Genomic DNA, 18,820 nt, shown 5'->3' with positions numbered 1-18,820 from the left:
CCTCACTCTTGGTATGTTTGGATTTCGCTCTGTGCACGTTTTAAAAAATTGGCAAGTGGCATTCTTTGCTGAGAAATTTTACCATCTTCTAAGTTAATTAATAAAGAAAGTAATGACCGGTTAAAATATACATCCGCATAAACCAGACCCTTAGACAAAGAGACGTCAATTTTATTGATCGAATAACTATCGGTAATTCGATCGATTAGGAAGTTTTGAGGAGAAATGACATTCAATGCACTTTTTCCAAAGTCACGACCGATCTGAAATATGGAAAAAAACAAATCCAAATTGGCAACAGGTTCACTCAAATCTCTAACAGAAATATTAAGATCTGCTTTTAGTTTACCATCATCAATTTTATCTCGAACTTTCGGTGCCATTAATTGTTTTAAATCAATATCTCGGATCAGAAAGTTTCCACGAAACTCCATGGATTTAGGATCTAAATTCCCTAAATTGAATACCATGTTTTTTCCTAAAACCAATCCATCTAAAGAGTAAGATCGTAAGGACTCAATATTAGCATAATTTTCTTTATACTCGATAAATGCAGTAAGACCTGGAGTATCCTTTTGTCTTTTGACGTATTCAAAAGGAAGATTAGCTATACTCGGATGAGTTCCGAGCACCTGACCAATGGTTAGGTTAGGAGGATGGTTGCGACCATAATTTTTTATAAATATGGACTTATCGCCAACGATCAGACTATCTTCATGACTATGAGCTAAATTGTGTTGGATCGGAATTTTTGCGACAACATCTTCCAAAAGATAGGCTTGGCATTGTTCACCAGGGCATTTTTGATTGTTATACGATATTGTAGGCACTTTCGAATGTAACTCACCATTGATATCATAGTCACGAATCGTTAGATCCAAACCCAAGTCCCCATGAAAACTAAGCCCTTTTGCTAAATACTGTTTGGTGGGCGATGTAAGACCGAATTTTAAATCTAAATTTCCAAAATAAGGTCCTAGAGGTGGTTTAGGTTTTCCGTAATTTGTTAATTTCCCATTGGCAGATAAATGAAAAATTCCACCAAAAGCATTCATCTTTAAAGTTTTAATCAATATTTCGTTTGTATTGGTGCCAGATAAAGATAAATCGGCAGAAAGTTTCAAATCTTTCATTTCCAAGCCAGGTAATTCAGCACCCAAATCAGCTTTAATTTGTTTAGAAGAACCAGAAGTCGAATACCTGGCATTCAATTTTAATTTAGGATGATTCCCGAGAAGATTTTGAATGGGAGAAATCTTTTCTTTTAGAACAAGTGGAAGGACAAGTAAAAGATTGGAAGTATAAACATTAAGACCTAACGGTTGTAGGTTGGCAGAAAAATGGGAACCGAGTTCCAAATTTCCTTTTAAATCCAATTCCAAAGCCTTATTGCCTGTGATGGTTTTTTGGTCCAAATTCAGATTTGAAATTTTGATTTCAGAGAGTCCGAAGGGACGGTTAAACAACAAACTTGCATTTAAGTTCAACCCTAACAAAGAGGAAGGAGAACGGGAACGATCTAGTTGATAACGGAATCCATCAATCTTTGTGTTGGTATGGACAAGAAGGGAAGCAAATGACTCGGCAAGAACTCCAAGTTCCATTTGTAACTTTCCACCAAGTCCGGATACATAGTCACCTAATTGCAGTTTATCTATATTTAAATGGAAATTCAATCCTTTGTCTTCTAGATAATCCCCCTGAAATGCAAGAGAGGCTCCATTATAATCTAAATGAGAAGGTGATATTTTTAGAGATTTCACATAGGGAAAAGGTTTTTCCGCAGTGAGTGGTTTTGTATCTGCCAAATTCAATTCAGAAGAAAGATCTAATAATGCGGAAGGAAGGGAATGGGCTTTTGATTTTCCCATCTTAAAATATAACTGCGATGCTTTTAATTTTAAATTCGCGTTTGCCTCTTGCCAATTACCCTGGATTCCAGTTCCTTCAAGAGACAAATCTCCTGATATTTTCATTTCAGGAACAATACCTTGTAGTTGGTCGAGGGACCTTTGGAGTAAGGTCAATTGCATATTGGACTTACCAACAACAATGTCAACTTTTGGTTTTTCTTTAGAAACCTCTTGAATGGAACCAGACAAACTAAGCCAAGATTGTCCAATTACTCGCAAATCCAATTGGTTGATACCAATTTTATCTAATTGATTGTCGTAATGAATATCAGATAACAAACGTAAACCTAACTGAACAGGTTTTCCCTTTACTTCAAGAAGGATGTCGTCTTTTCCTATATCAGTAGTGAACAAAAACATTTCAGGAGAAACTGTTCTGTCCCATTCAAACCGTAAAGACATCGGAATGGTTTGTTTCCAACGGAGTGCATCAGAATCTAAATCCAAAGGAATCGGTTTAGAGGCGTTGAGGGAAAGTAGGATGTGATCAATCTGGTCAACTGCGGAAAGATTGAGTGGAATGGATGTAAATCTGTTGGTTTCCAATTCCGTTTCCAAAGAAAGGTCTTGGACAGAAAAAAAATGAAGAGCACCTGTATCACGTTTTAACGTAAACTCAATTCCATTCAAATGAATGTAAGCACTAGCCTGTAACGGTAGATAGGTTTTGATTTCAGTTAGTGGTGGTTTTGGTTCTTGGACCGGTTCCGATTCTGGGGATTTTGTCGCCTTCATCAGAGAGGCAAAATTCCACTGTCCTGACCGTTCTTCTATTTGGATTTTTGCATTTTGAAGTCCAATTTCAGAAATTTTTATTTTACCCAAAATTAGCAGAGGAAGGTTGTAACGAAGCCGAATCTGTTTTGCTTCGACCAAAGGAACTTTTTCAAAAGGAAGTCCCGGATAAAGTCGGAAGTCATTTACTTCTATTCCAAACAGAAGAGAAAAGGTTCCGAAACTCCCCTCCATCCGAGCAGCCGTAAAATGAGAGATGAACTTAGGGACAATTAGATCTGCAGTAAAGGCATTAAAAACAGATTTATAGAGGAAAAAGAGGACAAGAAGTCCACGAAAGGTTTTTGTTTTGGCGATTCCTAAACTTACCTTCAGGATTGGATTCATTTGTAGAATCGCCTCGTGCGATTAGTATTCGAAGGAGTCTTCAGCCTCTTCCAGAGTTTTATAAATCTCGAAAACGCTAGAAAGCTTTGTGATTTCCATTAGGTTCTCGATATCCGAATTTAAGTTCGCAAATACAAGTCTACCATTTAGGCCATCAATATGTTTGTATATATTGAGAAACGTTCCCAAACCAGCTGAGTTGATGAAGGGAACCTTTTTCAAATCAATGATAAATTTGGGAACTTGGCCTTTTTTGATGTACTGTTCAATCTTTTCAGATAGCTCGAACTCATTTCCGGCTTTGATGGCACCTTCAATTTTAATGATGTGCACGTCGTTTTTACTAGTAACTTTGATTTTCATAACCCTTCGGAAGGTGGTGTTGCCATTAACATCCTTCGATTTAGCCGAATGTAAAGCAAATTTTTATGCATAGTGCAATAAATCTTTGCCGACTCTACGAAGTTCATGTTTTCCCTGTGACAAATGGTTACGGACTGCCTTTCTGGAAATGCCTAACACCTTTGCAATCTCACGTTCGGAAAAGAAACTGCGATCCATAGCTCTTGTCCTTCGTAAAATCCAGAGTTTCTTTTGTTTCAAATACCATTTCCGTCGATTGGGATCTGTAGCTTCATAGAGTTTTCGCGTATACCTAGTGATCATACCTGCAAGCCGAGATAAAAGTTGGCGTTGGCGAATCCGTTTCTCTTCCCAATCTCGAAAAAAAACATCTACATCATGACTTGTTTCGCGTAACTTCCAAAGTAGCAGTTGTTTTAGATTTTGTTTCATGGGTAAATCAAACTGTAAGGACAAAACTAACGCGGTGGTAGTGGATAACTTGTCCAGTTCTGCCTTTAAAGGATTCCCTGTCTCCCAAAGTTCTGCGGGGATTTCTGAATTTGCCGGTTGGTCATAGTTCCATAATTGTAAATATAATTCCCCAGACTCAGGGATTTCCGTACGTCGGAACCGATTTCTATACTGATTAAAAGCATAGGTTACAAAAAATCCGAGAACATTGGTTATATGGTAATTCAAACTAAGATCCCACATCTTGGCAAAAACCTCCAAGATCGTTACCATCATCTCACAACTTTCGTCATCAGAGATTTTCCTTTTTTTTGCCAAACGATCCACCATCCAAATAGGTAATTGTTCTTTTAGCAAATTCGGATCGTTATTTGATCTGGCTTCTTGAATGAGAGATAGAATTTTTTCATCTAGGATTTTTGGTAACATGGATGGAATGTATAATTCATCCATAAATGAAAGAAACTGTATTATTGATTTAAGATAGAAGCGAACGGCTTTTATACGAACGAGTTTTGTCTAACTATGAACTTTTAGTTTTATTTTTTGCAATGAATATAAGTGATACAGATAAGATTATATGAAATAAATTAAAAAATACAAATGGAAGAAATGCAATCACAGAAACACCGAGCGAAGTAGACATAAATGCTCCACAACTATTCCAAGGAATGAGGGGAGATGTAATGGTTCCTGAGTCTTCTAAGGAACGAGAGATATCCTTTTCTGGAATTCCTTTTTCTTCTGCAAGACTACGAAAGGCACGCGCAGGGATTACTAAAGATAAGTATTGGTCGGCCGTCACTAAATTCAATAGAAACGATGTTCCCATTGTAGATAGTAAGATGTCCCACCGATCCTTGGCCCAAATTTTGATTTGGATTAAAATTTCATTTAAATATCCATATCCTTCCACAACTGCACCAAACCAAACGGCGGAGAGGATGAGAATCTCCGTAGGTAAAATGGCAATGACCCCACCTCCACTTAAAAAACGGTCGAGGATTTGATTTCCTGAATGAGAGTCAAATCCGTAGATGAGAGTCTCGACAATGCCAATCGGTATTCCTAATTCGAAACCACTAAATCCAACAGCAGAGGTAATCCCGAGTAACAGCGAAATACGAATATGCATCTTGAAAACGGAAGATCCAAATACCAAGGCGACTGGAATTAATTTGATCCACGAAACACCAAAAGAAGAAACGGATTTTAAAACTCCTGAATCTAAAGTAAAATGATCCACTTGGTTGGGATCCCAAACATAGAGGTTTAAAAAATAAAATCCTAAAATTGCCATCCCAAAACTGATACAAGTTGTTCTCAACATATGTTTAATATGTTTCCAGATAGGAACATGGGTTAAACTAGATGCTAGATTGGTTGTGTCAGAAAGAGGAGAAAGTTTGTCTCCAAAGTAACACCCACTCACAATCGCACCAGCCGCCATCGTTTGTGGAAATGAAATCACTTCGGCCACACCGATAAGAGCAACACCGAGTGTACCTGCAGTGGTCCAAGAAGAACCAGAAACCATAGCAGCAATTGCAGCCACAAGGGCAAGCGATGGTAAAAAGTAATCTGGTTGTAGAAACAAAATTCCTACCTGGATCATAGTGAGGAGGACACCCGAATAAGCCCAAGAAGCAATGAGCATTCCGACAAAAAAGAGAATTTCCATTGCAGGTAAAACAGAAACAAAGTTTTTACGAAAAGAGGATCTAAGAAAAACTATTTTTCGATTCCTTCGTTGCAAAAACGAAAAAACTCCGGCAACAAATAAGGCCGTTGGGTGCGGATATGTAATCACCCAAACAAACCGAAAAAAAAGAATCGAAAGAATTAAGTATAAAAGCGGAGAAAGAGAGAAAAAAATCGAGTGTGTTTTTTCTCTCTCCATACTTTAGAGAAACGTAATATTAATATAATAAATAGAAAATCCAAACAGGAACAAAATACCAAACCAAGAAAGTAAGTTCATCCAAGGTTTTGGTCTTTGATCTCTAGGAATTTCTTTTCCAAATAAAATTAAATGATGAATGAGAGCAAGTATCGGTGCATTTAAAAAAGAAACGGTGGTTGCAAAGTCGACCAAACTCTTCATATTGGTTCTAAAAAATAATAATATCAAAATAGACCCTACACCCACGAGCACAATCCAATACCAATAGAGTTGTTCTGTTGGTATTTTTGCCAATGGTTTGAACAAACGACGACTTGCATTCGATACCACTCTTGGATAAGCATCAAAACAAGTGAGTGTAGTAGAAAACATAGTAAAAAAGGCAGCAATGAGAATGATAGGATAGGACCAAGATCCAATAGCAGTTGTATACAACTTCACAAGTTCTGATGCAAAACTAACTGCTTGAGAAGAAAATTCAGCCCCAGTATTATACATCATATTGGCACCAAGCGCCAAAAAACAAACCGCAAGTAAAGTTGTTCCAATATAACCGATATTAAAATCGATCATTGCATATTTCATAGGAGGAAGTTTTCCATCCGGAGTTTTTTTGGCGAGTGTCCAATCGGATTGCCAGACAGCAGCTTCAATCGGGATGGGCATCCAACCCATAAGTGCAATGAGGAAGGCTACATCGCCCAAGTTAGAAATGACAAAGGTTTTTCCTGCCGTCTCTAACTTGGGAATGGCTGCATAAAAAGAAAGGATCATGGCAACGATGGTCGAAACAGTCAACAAAACAACGATCCATTTCATAAGTCCGTCAAGAGCGGCAAACTTACCAATCGCAAGTAATAAAAAACAAAATATGAGAATGATAGCACAGAGTAACCAGGGCTCCATAGTGACACCTAGAAGATTGGAAAAAAGTCCTGAAGTGACAAGGGTAACGGTGGCAACAATGATACACATAGTTCCAATCGATATGAAGAAAAAGATCCAGATAGGCAAACGGCCAAGTGCCTCATAGCCATCTAATAAAGATTTCCCGGTAATAATTGTATATCTGGTCCCTACAACAAAAAATGGGTATTTGATTAAGTTGGCAAATAACACAACAAAGAGAAGTCCGTACCCATATACGGCGCCTGCCCGAGTCGATTGTACAAGATGGGAAACACCAACGGCAGCACCGGCATACAAAAGTCCAGGACCAAGATAAGCTAAGAAAGGAAATCGTTTCATTTTGGACAAATTGGCCTGATTCGAAAGTTTTTGCTACTCTATTCGAAAGTTTACTGACTCAAATAATGAAATAGAATTTGATTGAGAGCTAAAATATCGATCGGTTTGGTCAAAAATTGATCCATACCTACTTCAAAACATTTTTTACGTTCTTCATACAATGCCCCTGCGGTGAGCGCAACGATGGGAACTAAATTACCAGTGGGTTGTTTCCGAATTTCTATCGCCGCCTCTAATCCATCCATATTAGGCATTTGAACATCCATAAATACCAAATCAGGGGTGGATTCGTGAAAAAAACGAACCGCTTCTAACCCATCCACAGCTTCTTTGATTCTAACATTCGGAATGTATTTTTGAATCATTCTTTTGAGCAGGTTCCGGTTCATTTCATTATCTTCGACCACCAGAATATAAGGAGAAATTTCACTCAAAGTCGATTGGTCAAGATGTGCGAGAAGTTCATTTTGGTATTCGTTTTCATCTTGAGAATCTTGATGAGCAGTTTGATCCACAGAACTACATTCAATCATAAATCGAAACTCCGTTCCCACTCCTGGTTCGGAATGAACTTCGATCCCCCCACCCATTAAATCTAACAAAGACTTGGTGATGCGTAACCCAAGCCCAGTTCCCCCATACCGCCGAGTGGAATTGGATTCACCTTGCCAAAACGATTGAAACAAATGAGATTTATGTTCTTCCGGAATTCCAATCCCTGTATCTGTGATTGTAAATTCTAGTTTCGTTTTTTGATGTAAGGCAGGGGATGCCTCCACTTTTAATACAACTCCACCCACTTCTGTAAACTTCACAGCATTCCCAAGCAAATTGATTAAAATTTGACGAAGCCTTGTGGCATCCACAAAAATGATTTCAGGAACACTTGGACCTTCTTCGAGACGGAGTTCAATTCCTTTTTCATTAGCCTTCCACTTCAAAACACCTAACGAATCTTTTATGATTTGTTTTAAATTAGATGTAACTTCGTTTAAAACTAATTTCCCTGCTTCAATTTTAGAAATATCTAATACATCATTGATGATTCCAAGAAGACCATGTGCACTACTAATAGCATTTTTTACATACTCTTTTTGATCGGAATCTAAATTGGTTGTGAGTAATAATTCATTAAAACCAATGACGCCGTTCAATGGGGTTCGAATTTCGTGACTCATGTTGGCAACAAATTCTGATTTTGCTTCGTTTGCCCTTTCGGCTTCTTTTTTTGCATTCAAAAGATGAAACTCTGCATTTTTTCTTCCCGTTATATCATTCAAATGAACTACAAAATATGATGGATCCCCATTTCGATCTTTTACCAAAGTATTGGAAATTTCAACCCAAAGGATACTTTTATCTTTTGAATAAAATCTTTTTTCATATATAATACTTTCTTTAGAACCAGCAATTGCCGATTCACGGAAGGATTCAAAAAGTTGTTTGTCTTCCTCGTAAGCGAACTCATTTGATCTTCTTCCAATCAGTTCTGATCCACTGTAACCTAACATCGATTCTAATTTTTTATTTACCTTGATGAACCTTCCACTTAAATCCAAAAAACAAACGCCGATACCTGCATTATCGAAACTCATTCGAAATCGTTCTTCGCTATCCGCAAGTTCTTCCTGAATTTCGGTCTCTTCCGTAATATCGCGATTGATTGCGATGAGACCAATGGTTTTACCAGATTTGTCTTTTAGAAAACTGGCAGCAGACCGAATTTTTAGTTTTTTTGATTCTTTGTCATATTGGAAAACTTCTCCCTGCCAAATGCCTTTGGATTGAAGTTCAGAAAGACGACTTGCCCTTGTTGTATTACTTTGTTCGGTCTTTAAAAGTGTAACGGTAGACTTACCTATGACTTCTTCTGCAGTGAACCCGTAAATTCTCTCCGCAGCCAAATTCCAACTAGTGACTCTAAATTCCAAATCAGTAACAATGACCGCATCGTAGAGGTATTGTAAAACCAGAGAGGAATAGACTTCGGCAGGAACCAGGTTTTCCATCGACTTCCAATCTCAACCCAGTTTCGAAAAAACTGCAAGCGATAACTAGGCCCCAAAAATGCGCCGTGAATATCCTTTCAGGAAAACACTCCCGATTTTCTGAATTCAAATTAGTAAATCTACTGAATTTTAAATCCCAAAATCAGGTTTCATTTCCCAGATAGATACAAACATTGTTAGGCGATTTTAATCTGGTCTAGAAACCATCCGCAATTTACGGAAGCCTCACCCATTTCGCGAACGATTGGATCTTGTGATACCATTAGCTTCAATCAAAGAGATTTATACTAATTTGTATGAATCGATAAAGGAGGAATCAAACCCGGCAATCCTGCGCAGTGACCCATAGGGAACGAGCAGGCGACATTCGCGGAGCAAACACTGTTTGCCTAGCGAATAGTCGCGGACATTAGCCGGCAAAAACAGAGCGCTACAAATTAAAAAAGCGCTCACTTTCGTGAACGCTTTTTTAATGAGTTATGAGTGCTAACCCGGCAATGTCCTACTCTCCCATTGAGCGAACCCAATAGTACCATCGGCGATGAGAAGCTTGACTTCCGTGTTCGGAATGGGAACGGGTATGGCCTTCTCTCCATAATCACCAGGAGTAATTACCATTACTTCCAGACGGACCGGATTTGCAAGTACATTTAAAAGAAAATTTACAGATTTAAATCGTAAGTCACACCAAATTTTAATCCAGAAACGATGATATTGTGTTCCGCCGTAGCAGATACAAATTCCATCAACGTTCCAATACTGCTAACTCCATTCTCACTCACACTAAAAGCAATAGGGCTTTGCGACTTGGCTGTCATACGTTCACTTTCAAAACTAGCAAACAATCGAAGTTTAGGTACAACAACAATACTTCCACCGAAACTAATTTTCTCAGAATAAAACGTATAACCACCGCTTGCATAATTAAATACAACACCATTGTTATAAATTCTGTATTGTTCTGAGTTATAAGAACCAGCAGAATTCAGAAGGAAAGGACCGAATAAAAGAAAGTCTGCAAATAGGGTTGCACGATCGTTTAAATCAAACTCAAACCCAACACCAAGGAGACCAGAAGTTCCTGTTGTATTTTTTGTATCTTGGCCCAAGTAACTTGGCGCACCAAGACCCAAATAACTTCCTTCCAAAGATTGACCCATACTACGGATCACATATTTAGGTAAGATTCTGAAATTGGAAACGGGAGAAATTGTAATTCCCAAATTGATATCAGAATAAAGCAAACGGTAGTCGGCTTCTTTGATTCCTAATCCATTTGCATAATAAGAATTCCATTCATAACCGCGACCAAAACGATTGAGATGCAAACCTACAAAAACATTACTTAAAATTCCTGCGTTTAAGGAATGAAAATAATCAAATCCCAAATCATTAATTAGGGTCATTCCACGATTGTTTTGCCAGTCTCTGTTGTATTCCAAACCGACGATATCGCTGTAAAAATTTCTCTTCTCTAAATCGGAACGAAGGCTACCAAAAAATAAAGCACCCTTAAATCGAATTGTATTACCGTCAACTTTGCCTTGGGCAGACACGGACCCGGCAAACAAGGATATGACCATCAGAAAAAAAACGATTTTACGTTTCATTATTTCAATTACCTCTACCACCAATAACAACTGACGGAGAGACGACTCAAGAAAAATTTACAAACTATTTGTTCTTTTTTAAAGCAATATATGTCCAAATCCCTGAAAGAAACTCAAAGAATGAAAACCCAAGTAACATAACTGGTATGGGTTGTATGAAATACAAGATAAGAAACAAAACAAACTGTAAAGACCGACCAATCACCGTTAGCTGAAAAAAGAGAATAAGATTAAATTTAGCTGTTCCAATATAGTAAAACCCCAAGATGATAAGGGCAATACCGACAATCTTTATCCAGTAATCCAAAGGAATTGGAATTTGAAAAATACTGAGTAAAACATTAGGAAAAAATAATAATGCAAACCCTTGCCCTAATAAATAAACTCCAAAAATGAATACAGTGAAAGCCGGATTTAAAAGTCTCATAGTTGTTATCATTAACCGAATACTTACAAATTGTAAATCAAAACTTAAAACTCAATCGGCATATAAAGAGCAATATGAAATGTTCTCATTTCATAAGTATAACCATTTTCCTTTACGATGGGACCACCAAAAGAAAGTCGACCTCGAAGGCCAACAAACGGCGGAGTCTCTACATAGAACATAAAGGCAAACCTTGCGTTGGCATTTATGTTAACTTGATTTCGAAATAAACTACTAAGGGCCATAGACTCGACTGCTGAATAACGTCCAGTTGAAAATGCACTCAGGGCAGTAAGGTCCGGGCGGAGTAAACCCTGACTTGCAAAATAATATCCTAAAAGTTCTAAATTATTTCCAGTTCCAAGATTGGCCAATAGGTAAGAAAGTGTGGGGTCGTCGTTTGGGTTGATATTTCCTGAAGCAAATTGAATTGCACTTACGTTGTTTAAAAATTCCGCTCGGTTACCACGATTGGCAAGTGCTAAGGCTATACCAGTTCCAGGATCCTGAAAATCAGCATTCCCTCGCATACGTACCCGAGCGGGACCAAGTCCAAACCCCAATCGCATTGTTTCCGGGTTACCTATATAAAAGATAGGAACTAACATAGAATAGGTTCCTTCAATATTCGTATCCAAATCATCTTTCACTCGATTACTTTGGTTTACGTTCGTATTGGAACCCTTTGATCCAGAAGACCCCGAATCGGAAGCGCTAGTTGAAGAAGACGGAGAATCTACTGACGGTAGTTTCGACACAAATTGCCTATCTAAATAAAAGTTGGAATTGTGTAAGAGGAGATTAATTCCGAAATACTTCGTGATTTGGTAGTCTGCTGATTTTACGTCCAACATCCAAGAAATTTTCCCAGGTCCTTCTTGGGTCATAGTTGCGTTCTTACCTCTTCCCGATATATCAACAGTTACACTTTCTATGGTGACACCTGGATTGATGGAAAAATATTTTGTTCTCCGTGGTTCTTCCTGTGGAGGATCTTTTTCTAAATTTTCCTCAGAAGCCAGAGGGTAAAAAAACAAAACAGAAAGAAATAAAACTACGAAAGGATAACGCATCATAAAACCCTTGAATATTAGGGTAAACTAAAAAAGAGGCGTATGAAAAGCAATAACAAAACCAATTAAGATTCGTTAGGGGCAAAGGAATGCCCCATTTCTACTCTACCGGTTTATTGTTCCCTTTTGATTCTTTTACAATTGGATTTCTATATCTGTTGTTGGGAAGGCAACACAGGAATGAATCCAACCAAACTTTTTATCAGACTTTCTAATTTTTGCTTCGGGTGGACTGAATACCTCTCCTTTTTTCAGTTTCACTCGACAAAGACTACATTCTCCCGATCGGCATGCATTTTCGGTAAAATATCCGTTCCGTTCAAGGCTATTCAGAAGTGGCTCCCCAGCTTTTATTTGGAAAGAACGATCCCCAACTTTGACGTTTACAAGGTCTTCAGGAAGAACTGACTTCGGCCAAGCGGACATTCTTTCAGGCATCTTGGGTGGTCCGTTACTTTCGATAAGAATACGACCGGATTTAACACCAAGTTGAGAAAGCAGGTCCGCACAATGTTCATTAAAAGGAGTCGGGCCACATACATAATACATCTTAGATGGCGCATCGGAAAGTAATGTATGTAATACGGGGAGAGTCAATCGTCCCCTATACCCTTTGTAGTCGGAACTTGTTTCACGCGACAAAAACTCAGTTAAATGAAAATGACTATGAAGTGATGCTAATTTTCTTAGTTCATCAATAAAGATGACATCGTTTTCGAAACTATTAGAATAAATAATATGAAATCGGAATGGTTCAGAGGAAGCCAATATAGATTTTAACATACTCATAGCAGGAGCAATACCAGAACCTCCTGCGATAAATACTAAATCATTACCGTGAAATAACGGATTATGGTGGAACGATCCCATAGGTCCAGTAGTTTCAAACACCTGATCGACTTCCACATCATCCAGCAAATAGGGACTCACAAACCCACCTTCAGCTCGTTTGATGGTTAGCTCATAAGAGTTGAGATCAGTTGGTGAGGATGAAATTGAATACGGCCTTGCTGTCGAAACACCAGCAAGAGATACAAATAAATTGATGTATTGACCAGCTTGAAACGGAGGTAAACTTTTGCCATCTACAGAAACCATTACCAAGGTTTTTGTGGACGGAGTGTCGATTCGAATATCTTTCACATGCAAACGGAGACGTTTCGGATGAAGGCTATTAATGGTACGGCGAACCAAACCTTTTTGTTCTTGAAAGTTGGAACCATTACTTTCCATCTCTTCTTTTTTTGCCACGGCTTCCCTGAACCCTATGACGGAATTAAAAACGTTTGATTCTAGCTCTAGATTGTTACCTGACATATATATCTTCCTTCTCAAATAGTGATCGTTATCTTTGTAAACATTTTGTTTGTTATTTTACTTAGGGCTACTTACTGATTTGCGCCGAGTTTTTAATCGTTTTATTATTTTCCGTGCAGTATTGTATCCATTCAAATAGGTAGGTTGAAATCCACCCATACTCGTCCAACTACTCGCAGAATAAAGCCCGTCTATGGCATCCAGAGATTCGCGCATAAGAGAACCATCCTGCAAGGTTTGTTTGAATCCGTAAATGGCTCCACCTGGAGTATTCAAATAACGCATCATCGTCATTGGTGTGGCTACTTCTGCCTTTTCAATATGTTCTCTAATATTCGGATATGCTTGCTCAACAAGAGTGATGAGTTTATCACCAAACTCATATTTTGTGGCAATATATTTATCTGCAGGAACATCTTTCCATGCTTCCCCATATTGTAAGGCTACGAGAGTGACAACTGCTTTCCCTTTAGGCGCCAATTCCTCATCAATAAAGTTATAACAAGTAACCATACCCCAATCCGGAGCATCTAGAGTATACATTCGATCTTCAGTGACTTCTGCATTAGAAGTAGTCATCACAAAGGTGGATGCCGTTGTAAATCCAAGCTCTTCAGGGGAACAATCTAAACCCAAATAAAGGCAAACAGCAGAAACCCCCATTCTTCTGGACTTAAAATCCTTTAAGACAGAAGTTGGTGGAGTTTCTAGGTCAAGCATTTCGTGATAGGTAATCAGTGGACTTGCGTTGGACACAACGGCATTACAAGTAACCGTTTCCCCTGTTTCCAGAAGAACCGCACGTACAGCGCCGTTTTCTGTCAAAATTTTTTCTGCGGCACAGTGAAATCGGACTTCTCCTCCTGCCTCTTCAAAGGAAGAGAGAAGAGCACTCGAAAGCATTTGAGATCCTCCTTTTATATGCCAAGGTTTATACACACAATAAAAATACAACATCCCGATAAATTCGGCAAAAACCAACTCTGTTGTTGGAATTCCCACATAACTCCAGTATGGTGTTATTACATTAATTAAATCTACATTGGAAAAAAATTCATTTAAAACATCACTTGTGGAGCGTAGACCATAAGCATTAAAATTTGGACATTTCGCACGTAATTTTTCTTCATCGTTCGTTAGTCGAATTCGCGGAAGAACAAAATAATATTCATTCACAACGGCTTCACTCAAGGCAAAAAACCTTTCAATCGAATCTTCTTCTCCAGGGAAAAGACTTTTTAAATGAAGTTGTAATCCCGTCCAATCAGCAGGTAAGGTAACATCTAACCGACCAGGCATAACAATGCGATAAAGTTCTTCTTCTTGGACGAGTTCAATTTTTTTTAGAACACCGAGTTCCTCGAAAACACGGCGCATGATGAACGGACTCGATTCTGTTCCAACGCCACTGAGTTGGTGAAGGGCAACTTCAAACTCAAAATCCCCTCTCACAAAGGAGGTAGCACATCCCCCGGGAACATTGTGCCTTTCTAATAACAAAGTTTTTGAACCTTCACGTTGCAGCCGAGTGGCCGCCATCAAACCAGCGTTACCGGCACCGATGACTACTGTGTCATAATGAGACATTCTATTCTCCCAAAGGGAATCCCTTTGAAACCAAGCCAATCTTTACAATGTAAAGATTGCAATCACTTTTTCTGCCCTTTTTCCAAAAAAAGGATTCTCCATTAGAGAGACCTTATCCCAGATCTGAACCTTTAGAATCCCTTTCGAAAAGGCTTTACCGGTTCGGGGAGGAGACCTACTAAGTTGTAATGGCCGTGAAAAAACGAAATCAGGACAAAGGAACAACCCCCTACCATCATGGTGACCTTCGGCCCGCATTGATCATCGCTGCTCGCAATTTATTACAAAAACAAGGAATCGAATCCCTCTCTCTTCGTTCCATAGCCTCTGCCATCGGTGTCACTCATATGGCTCCTTATGCACATTTCAAAGGAAAACAAGAATTACTTCAGGCTGTGGCAGCTTCCGGATATGACGAATTGGCTGCCATCATGCTTGCGGTACAAAAAAATCATTCCAAAGTCCGTGGTCGTTTGTTGGCTTATTATTATGGTGTGGAATACATTCAGTTTGCGATCGTGAATCCAAACTTATACCGACTCATGCTAAACCAAATTGATTTAGAAAAAAAAATTGGATTAGAAAGTCCTGATAGGGAAATTTGGGTTAGTTCGCAACGCCCCTTTCGTCTGTTATATGCTGCCTTTGCAAATGAACGAGTGAGTAAAGAGTTGGCCCATGCTAGAGCTCTTGGTGCTTGGGCGACCGTTCATGGGATTGCTTCCTTGGCTATTGATGGACACTTGGTCCTTCCCGAAGGGATGGATGTAATCCAATTATTAAAAACAACTGTTAGTTCTTCAGTGGATATTGGCTGATAAAACCAGGAGAACTTTTGTTTTGTTCTATTTTTGTAGAATAGCCGATTCAATTCTAATCGATATTTAGTGATTCATTCAAACGAATGCAAACAATTTTCAAAATCATTATTTAGTTAATTCAAAATAGAAGTATCATAGTATTTTCTAAACATAAAACTTGAACAAGAAAATACTATCGCAAGCTATTTACTCAACCTGCTTTCTGATTCTATCTACAGGTAAAGCAACTCTTCATTCTACTCTTTTTTTACTAAAATTTTTCTAGCCTTACAAGTGTATAATAAGACCTCTTCAAAGTAAGTTCCACTGTTTAATTTGTAGTTACTTTCTCTGAACTTTTTGAACTCACTATCATCACGATATATTGCATCTTTTTCGTAATATTCGGTCAACAAAATGATATTTATTTTACGCTTTTCTATGAAATCCAGAAACTTCATCTTTTTTTCATACGGATAAATGTTCTCACAATTCTTGTTCCCTAAATAAACACACAATCCACCATCCGGACTTAACATATGGATTTCTTTAAGATTCAAATATTTGATAGTTTCCGCCAAACGTAAAACTCCACATTCTTTTTCAAGTCCGGAAATAATCATTTTTTTATGATTTTTAAAATATAACCCTACAAAAAGTAAGAATATGATAACTCCAGATAATACTAAATATTTTTTAAACTGCTGAAATTTCTTTCTGACAAATGAAATTTCCAAAAGTATCGCTCCCCTTTTTATAAAGAAGATAACAACGATTAGGATTTGAAGTAAATAATGATCACGCGGATAATACAGAATCGACCCGATTGTTGAAAAACCTAAAAAAGTAAATAAAAAAATTGAGTCTAAAGTTAAAACCAATCTTCGGCGACGAATGTTGAGAATAAGCCGGTAAACTTCGGCAAATAGAGTAAGGACTAAAATTGTAACAACAAAGTATAAAGGAAGATTTAAATTCTTTGCGAGAACCTCGAACAACGACTTTATATTCAAGACGATATGTTCCAAGAGAGCTGAGAAATTTCCTAACAAAACTTTTTGCAAATCCCCAACAATACCAAAGTCTTGCAAAAGCAACCTATCACAAGTAGTCCAAGGATCATCGAAATATAACCCTCTTTGATATTTAGAAAAAGCATAATGTTGGCAAAAAGCGATATAGGCTCTTTCTTGTGAAGAGGGATTTCTTAATATCGCGATACACAAACCCAGCAAGTAAAAGAGAGACGGCAAAATCAGACTCTTCTTACTTTTATTAAAGAGATTCAAAAAAACAAAAACGAAACTTAACAGAAAAAACGCATAGAACTCAACTCTTGCATAAGTTAATACAAATGATATTAAGATAAAAGCTGAGAACCTTCGATTATAATAAGTATAAATTGCTAACGCAATTAAAACAGAGGAAAACATAGTAATAAAAGGCATTGCAGAGACAATTAATGGACTTACAATTATCAAAGATAAAAAAGATGAATAAAGAAGTAATTCCCTAGAATTCTTTGCAATTGAAATGAATACAAAGCACAAACTCAATACTAACACTAAATAATTGGAGAAGTATCTCTCTACAGGATTTTTCCAAATTTTAGACAACATCTTATAATAAAATGAATAAGATGCGGCATCTTGAAATCCAGATAAAGTATCGGCACTCTCTAAGTAAAAAGTTTCATCGTATAAATAAATATCCCTTGAGGGGTGATTATTCAAAATACTAGGAAGAATTACCAATAACAAGATAAATAACAGAAATTTCTTTTTCCATAAATTGAGATTAATTCTATCTGAAAATTGATACTTCATATTACCTCTGCATTGGGATCAGACTATTATCGAAAACAAAGAATGACATATAATCAATTGGGAGCCATTACTTTCTACATAAAAAACTGATACACTAAATTAAATAAGACTTATTTACAATAGAGACATCCGCTTTCCTGGAAAAGTCCGGCTTTTACTGTAAACAACTTATCTGTTACTAATTTTAAAACCAAAACAATTTTAAATCAACTTGATCTATTTCAGCTTCATAAAAAAAGAAGGTCATGACAAAAAGTAAACTACTAGAAATGCACAATGTGGGTATCGTTGTTGAGTCCCTCGACAAGGCCGTTTCTTTTTTCGAAGAAATAGGACTTACTCTAGAAGGGCGAATGGTAGTCGCAGGGGAATGGGCTGGGCAAGTTACGGGACTCGGAAATCAGGAAGTTGAGATTGCGATGATGGTAACTCCCGATGGACATACCCGACTAGAACTTTCAAAGTTTCTTTCTCCTAAGACGATCGCTGATCACAGAACAGCTCCAGTCAACTCTCTTGGTTATCTACGAATCATGTTCCGAGTTGACAACTTAGATGAATTGTTATCTCGCCTAACGAAATATGGCGCAAAAATCGTGGGAGAGGTGGTACAATTTGAAAATATATACCGACTCTGTTACATTCGTGGGGTGGAGGGACTTCTGATCGGACTTGCGGAACAACTCGGCTCTCAAACAGCTACCGACATTTTGGAAAACACCTGACTATAATTTTTGCTAAATCATAGTCAGGTGGTCCGTAGTAAGATAATACTAATCCTAACAGACTTCGGCTTCTTACGGAAGCCCCACCCATTTCGCGAACAACTGGTTACTAGCAGTGAATGTATTTTTTCTTCAAACAGTGAATGATGTTTAATTTAACCCGCAATCCTGCGCAGTGACCCATAGGGAACGAGCAGGCGACATTCGCGGAGCAAACACTGTTTGTCTAGCGAATAGTCGCGGACATTAGCCGGCAAAAACAGAGCGCTACAAATAAAAAAAGCGCTCACTTTCCGTGAACGCTTTCTTAATGAGTTATGAGTGCTAACAGAGGCAATGTCCTACTTCCACCCCCACTCGCTTCTCCCGCTCCGCGGGCGAGTGTCCGAGCCTTGCTCCCTATGGGTCGCAAGTCTGTCATTTCGCGAACAATTAGTTACTAGC

General features: G+C 38.1%; 14 protein-coding genes and 1 rRNA gene. 2 read left to right on the top strand and 13 right to left on the bottom strand.

What is annotated here, in order from left to right:
• Positions 1–2: 2 nt before the first annotated feature.
• The 12 genes from EHQ49_RS06235 to EHQ49_RS06180 all read right to left on the bottom strand — a co-directional run bounded on the left by EHQ49_RS06235 (position 3) and on the right by EHQ49_RS06180 (position 15,025).
• The gene (locus EHQ49_RS06235) at positions 3–3,035 is read right to left on the bottom strand and encodes an LIC_11026 family protein (RefSeq protein ID WP_135577366.1); all 3,033 of its coding nucleotides are present in this window, start codon (positions 3,033–3,035) and stop codon (positions 3–5) included.
• Between the two features lie 21 nt (positions 3,036–3,056).
• Entirely contained in the window at positions 3,057–3,398 is a 342-nt protein-coding gene (locus tag EHQ49_RS06230) for an STAS domain-containing protein (protein WP_002989181.1), read from the bottom strand.
• 63 nt (positions 3,399–3,461) lie between these two features.
• Entirely contained in the window at positions 3,462–4,280 is an 819-nt protein-coding gene (locus EHQ49_RS06225; RefSeq protein ID WP_135577364.1) for a sigma-70 region 4 domain-containing protein, read from the bottom strand.
• 94 nt (positions 4,281–4,374) lie between these two features.
• Positions 4,375–5,751, bottom strand: coding sequence for a Na+/H+ antiporter NhaC family protein (locus EHQ49_RS06220; RefSeq protein WP_208732162.1), 1,377 nt, complete (start codon positions 5,749–5,751; stop codon positions 4,375–4,377).
• Between the two features lie 3 nt (positions 5,752–5,754).
• Positions 5,755–7,002, bottom strand: a complete 1,248-nt coding sequence (locus EHQ49_RS06215) for an Nramp family divalent metal transporter (RefSeq protein ID WP_135577362.1) — start codon at positions 7,000–7,002, stop codon at positions 5,755–5,757.
• Between the two features lie 50 nt (positions 7,003–7,052).
• Complete coding sequence (locus EHQ49_RS06210; RefSeq protein WP_135577360.1) at positions 7,053–9,011, bottom strand: PAS domain S-box protein; 1,959 nt, start codon at positions 9,009–9,011, stop codon at positions 7,053–7,055.
• A 489-nt stretch (positions 9,012–9,500) separates the two neighbouring features.
• Positions 9,501–9,617: ribosomal RNA gene (gene rrf / locus EHQ49_RS06205) — 5S ribosomal RNA — on the bottom strand.
• A gap of 56 nt (positions 9,618–9,673) precedes the next feature.
• Entirely contained in the window at positions 9,674–10,621 is a 948-nt protein-coding gene (locus EHQ49_RS06200) for a hypothetical protein (protein WP_135577358.1), read from the bottom strand.
• A gap of 64 nt (positions 10,622–10,685) precedes the next feature.
• A complete protein-coding gene (locus tag EHQ49_RS06195; RefSeq protein ID WP_135577356.1) occupies positions 10,686–11,048 on the bottom strand; it encodes a hypothetical protein in 363 nt (120 codons plus the stop codon).
• 44 nt (positions 11,049–11,092) lie between these two features.
• Positions 11,093–12,124 carry a hypothetical protein gene (locus EHQ49_RS06190; RefSeq protein WP_244241370.1) on the bottom strand — a complete coding sequence of 344 codons (1,032 nt, stop codon included), beginning with the start codon at positions 12,122–12,124 and terminating at the stop codon, positions 11,093–11,095.
• A 132-nt stretch (positions 12,125–12,256) separates the two neighbouring features.
• On the bottom strand, positions 12,257–13,372 hold the full coding sequence (locus EHQ49_RS06185; protein ID WP_244241369.1) for an FAD-binding oxidoreductase: 1,116 nt from the start codon (positions 13,370–13,372) through the stop codon (positions 12,257–12,259).
• A 123-nt stretch (positions 13,373–13,495) separates the two neighbouring features.
• A complete protein-coding gene (locus EHQ49_RS06180) occupies positions 13,496–15,025 on the bottom strand; it encodes a phytoene desaturase family protein (protein WP_135577352.1) in 1,530 nt (509 codons plus the stop codon).
• 188 nt (positions 15,026–15,213) lie between these two features.
• On the opposite strand from EHQ49_RS06180, the gene EHQ49_RS06175 reads away from it, so the two are divergent.
• Positions 15,214–15,843: a TetR/AcrR family transcriptional regulator gene (locus tag EHQ49_RS06175; RefSeq protein WP_135577350.1), complete on the top strand. Its 630-nt coding sequence runs from the start codon at positions 15,214–15,216 to the stop codon at positions 15,841–15,843.
• 239 nt (positions 15,844–16,082) lie between these two features.
• Here the strand turns inward: EHQ49_RS06175 and EHQ49_RS06170 are convergent, their stop codons facing one another.
• Entirely contained in the window at positions 16,083–17,651 is a 1,569-nt protein-coding gene (locus EHQ49_RS06170; RefSeq protein ID WP_135577348.1) for a hypothetical protein, read from the bottom strand.
• 245 nt (positions 17,652–17,896) lie between these two features.
• Here EHQ49_RS06170 and EHQ49_RS06165 point away from each other — a divergent pair, with 245 nt between their 5' ends.
• Complete coding sequence (locus EHQ49_RS06165) at positions 17,897–18,376, top strand: VOC family protein (protein ID WP_135577346.1); 480 nt, start codon at positions 17,897–17,899, stop codon at positions 18,374–18,376.
• Positions 18,377–18,820: the final 444 nt, after the last annotated feature.

The sequence above is a fragment of the Leptospira perdikensis genome (genome assembly GCF_004769575.1).
GTDB classification, from domain to species: Bacteria; Spirochaetota; Leptospiria; order Leptospirales; family Leptospiraceae; genus Leptospira_A; species Leptospira_A perdikensis.
The sequence above is the reverse complement of the archived record's forward strand: the minus strand, read 5'-3'. Positions and strand labels throughout refer to the sequence as shown.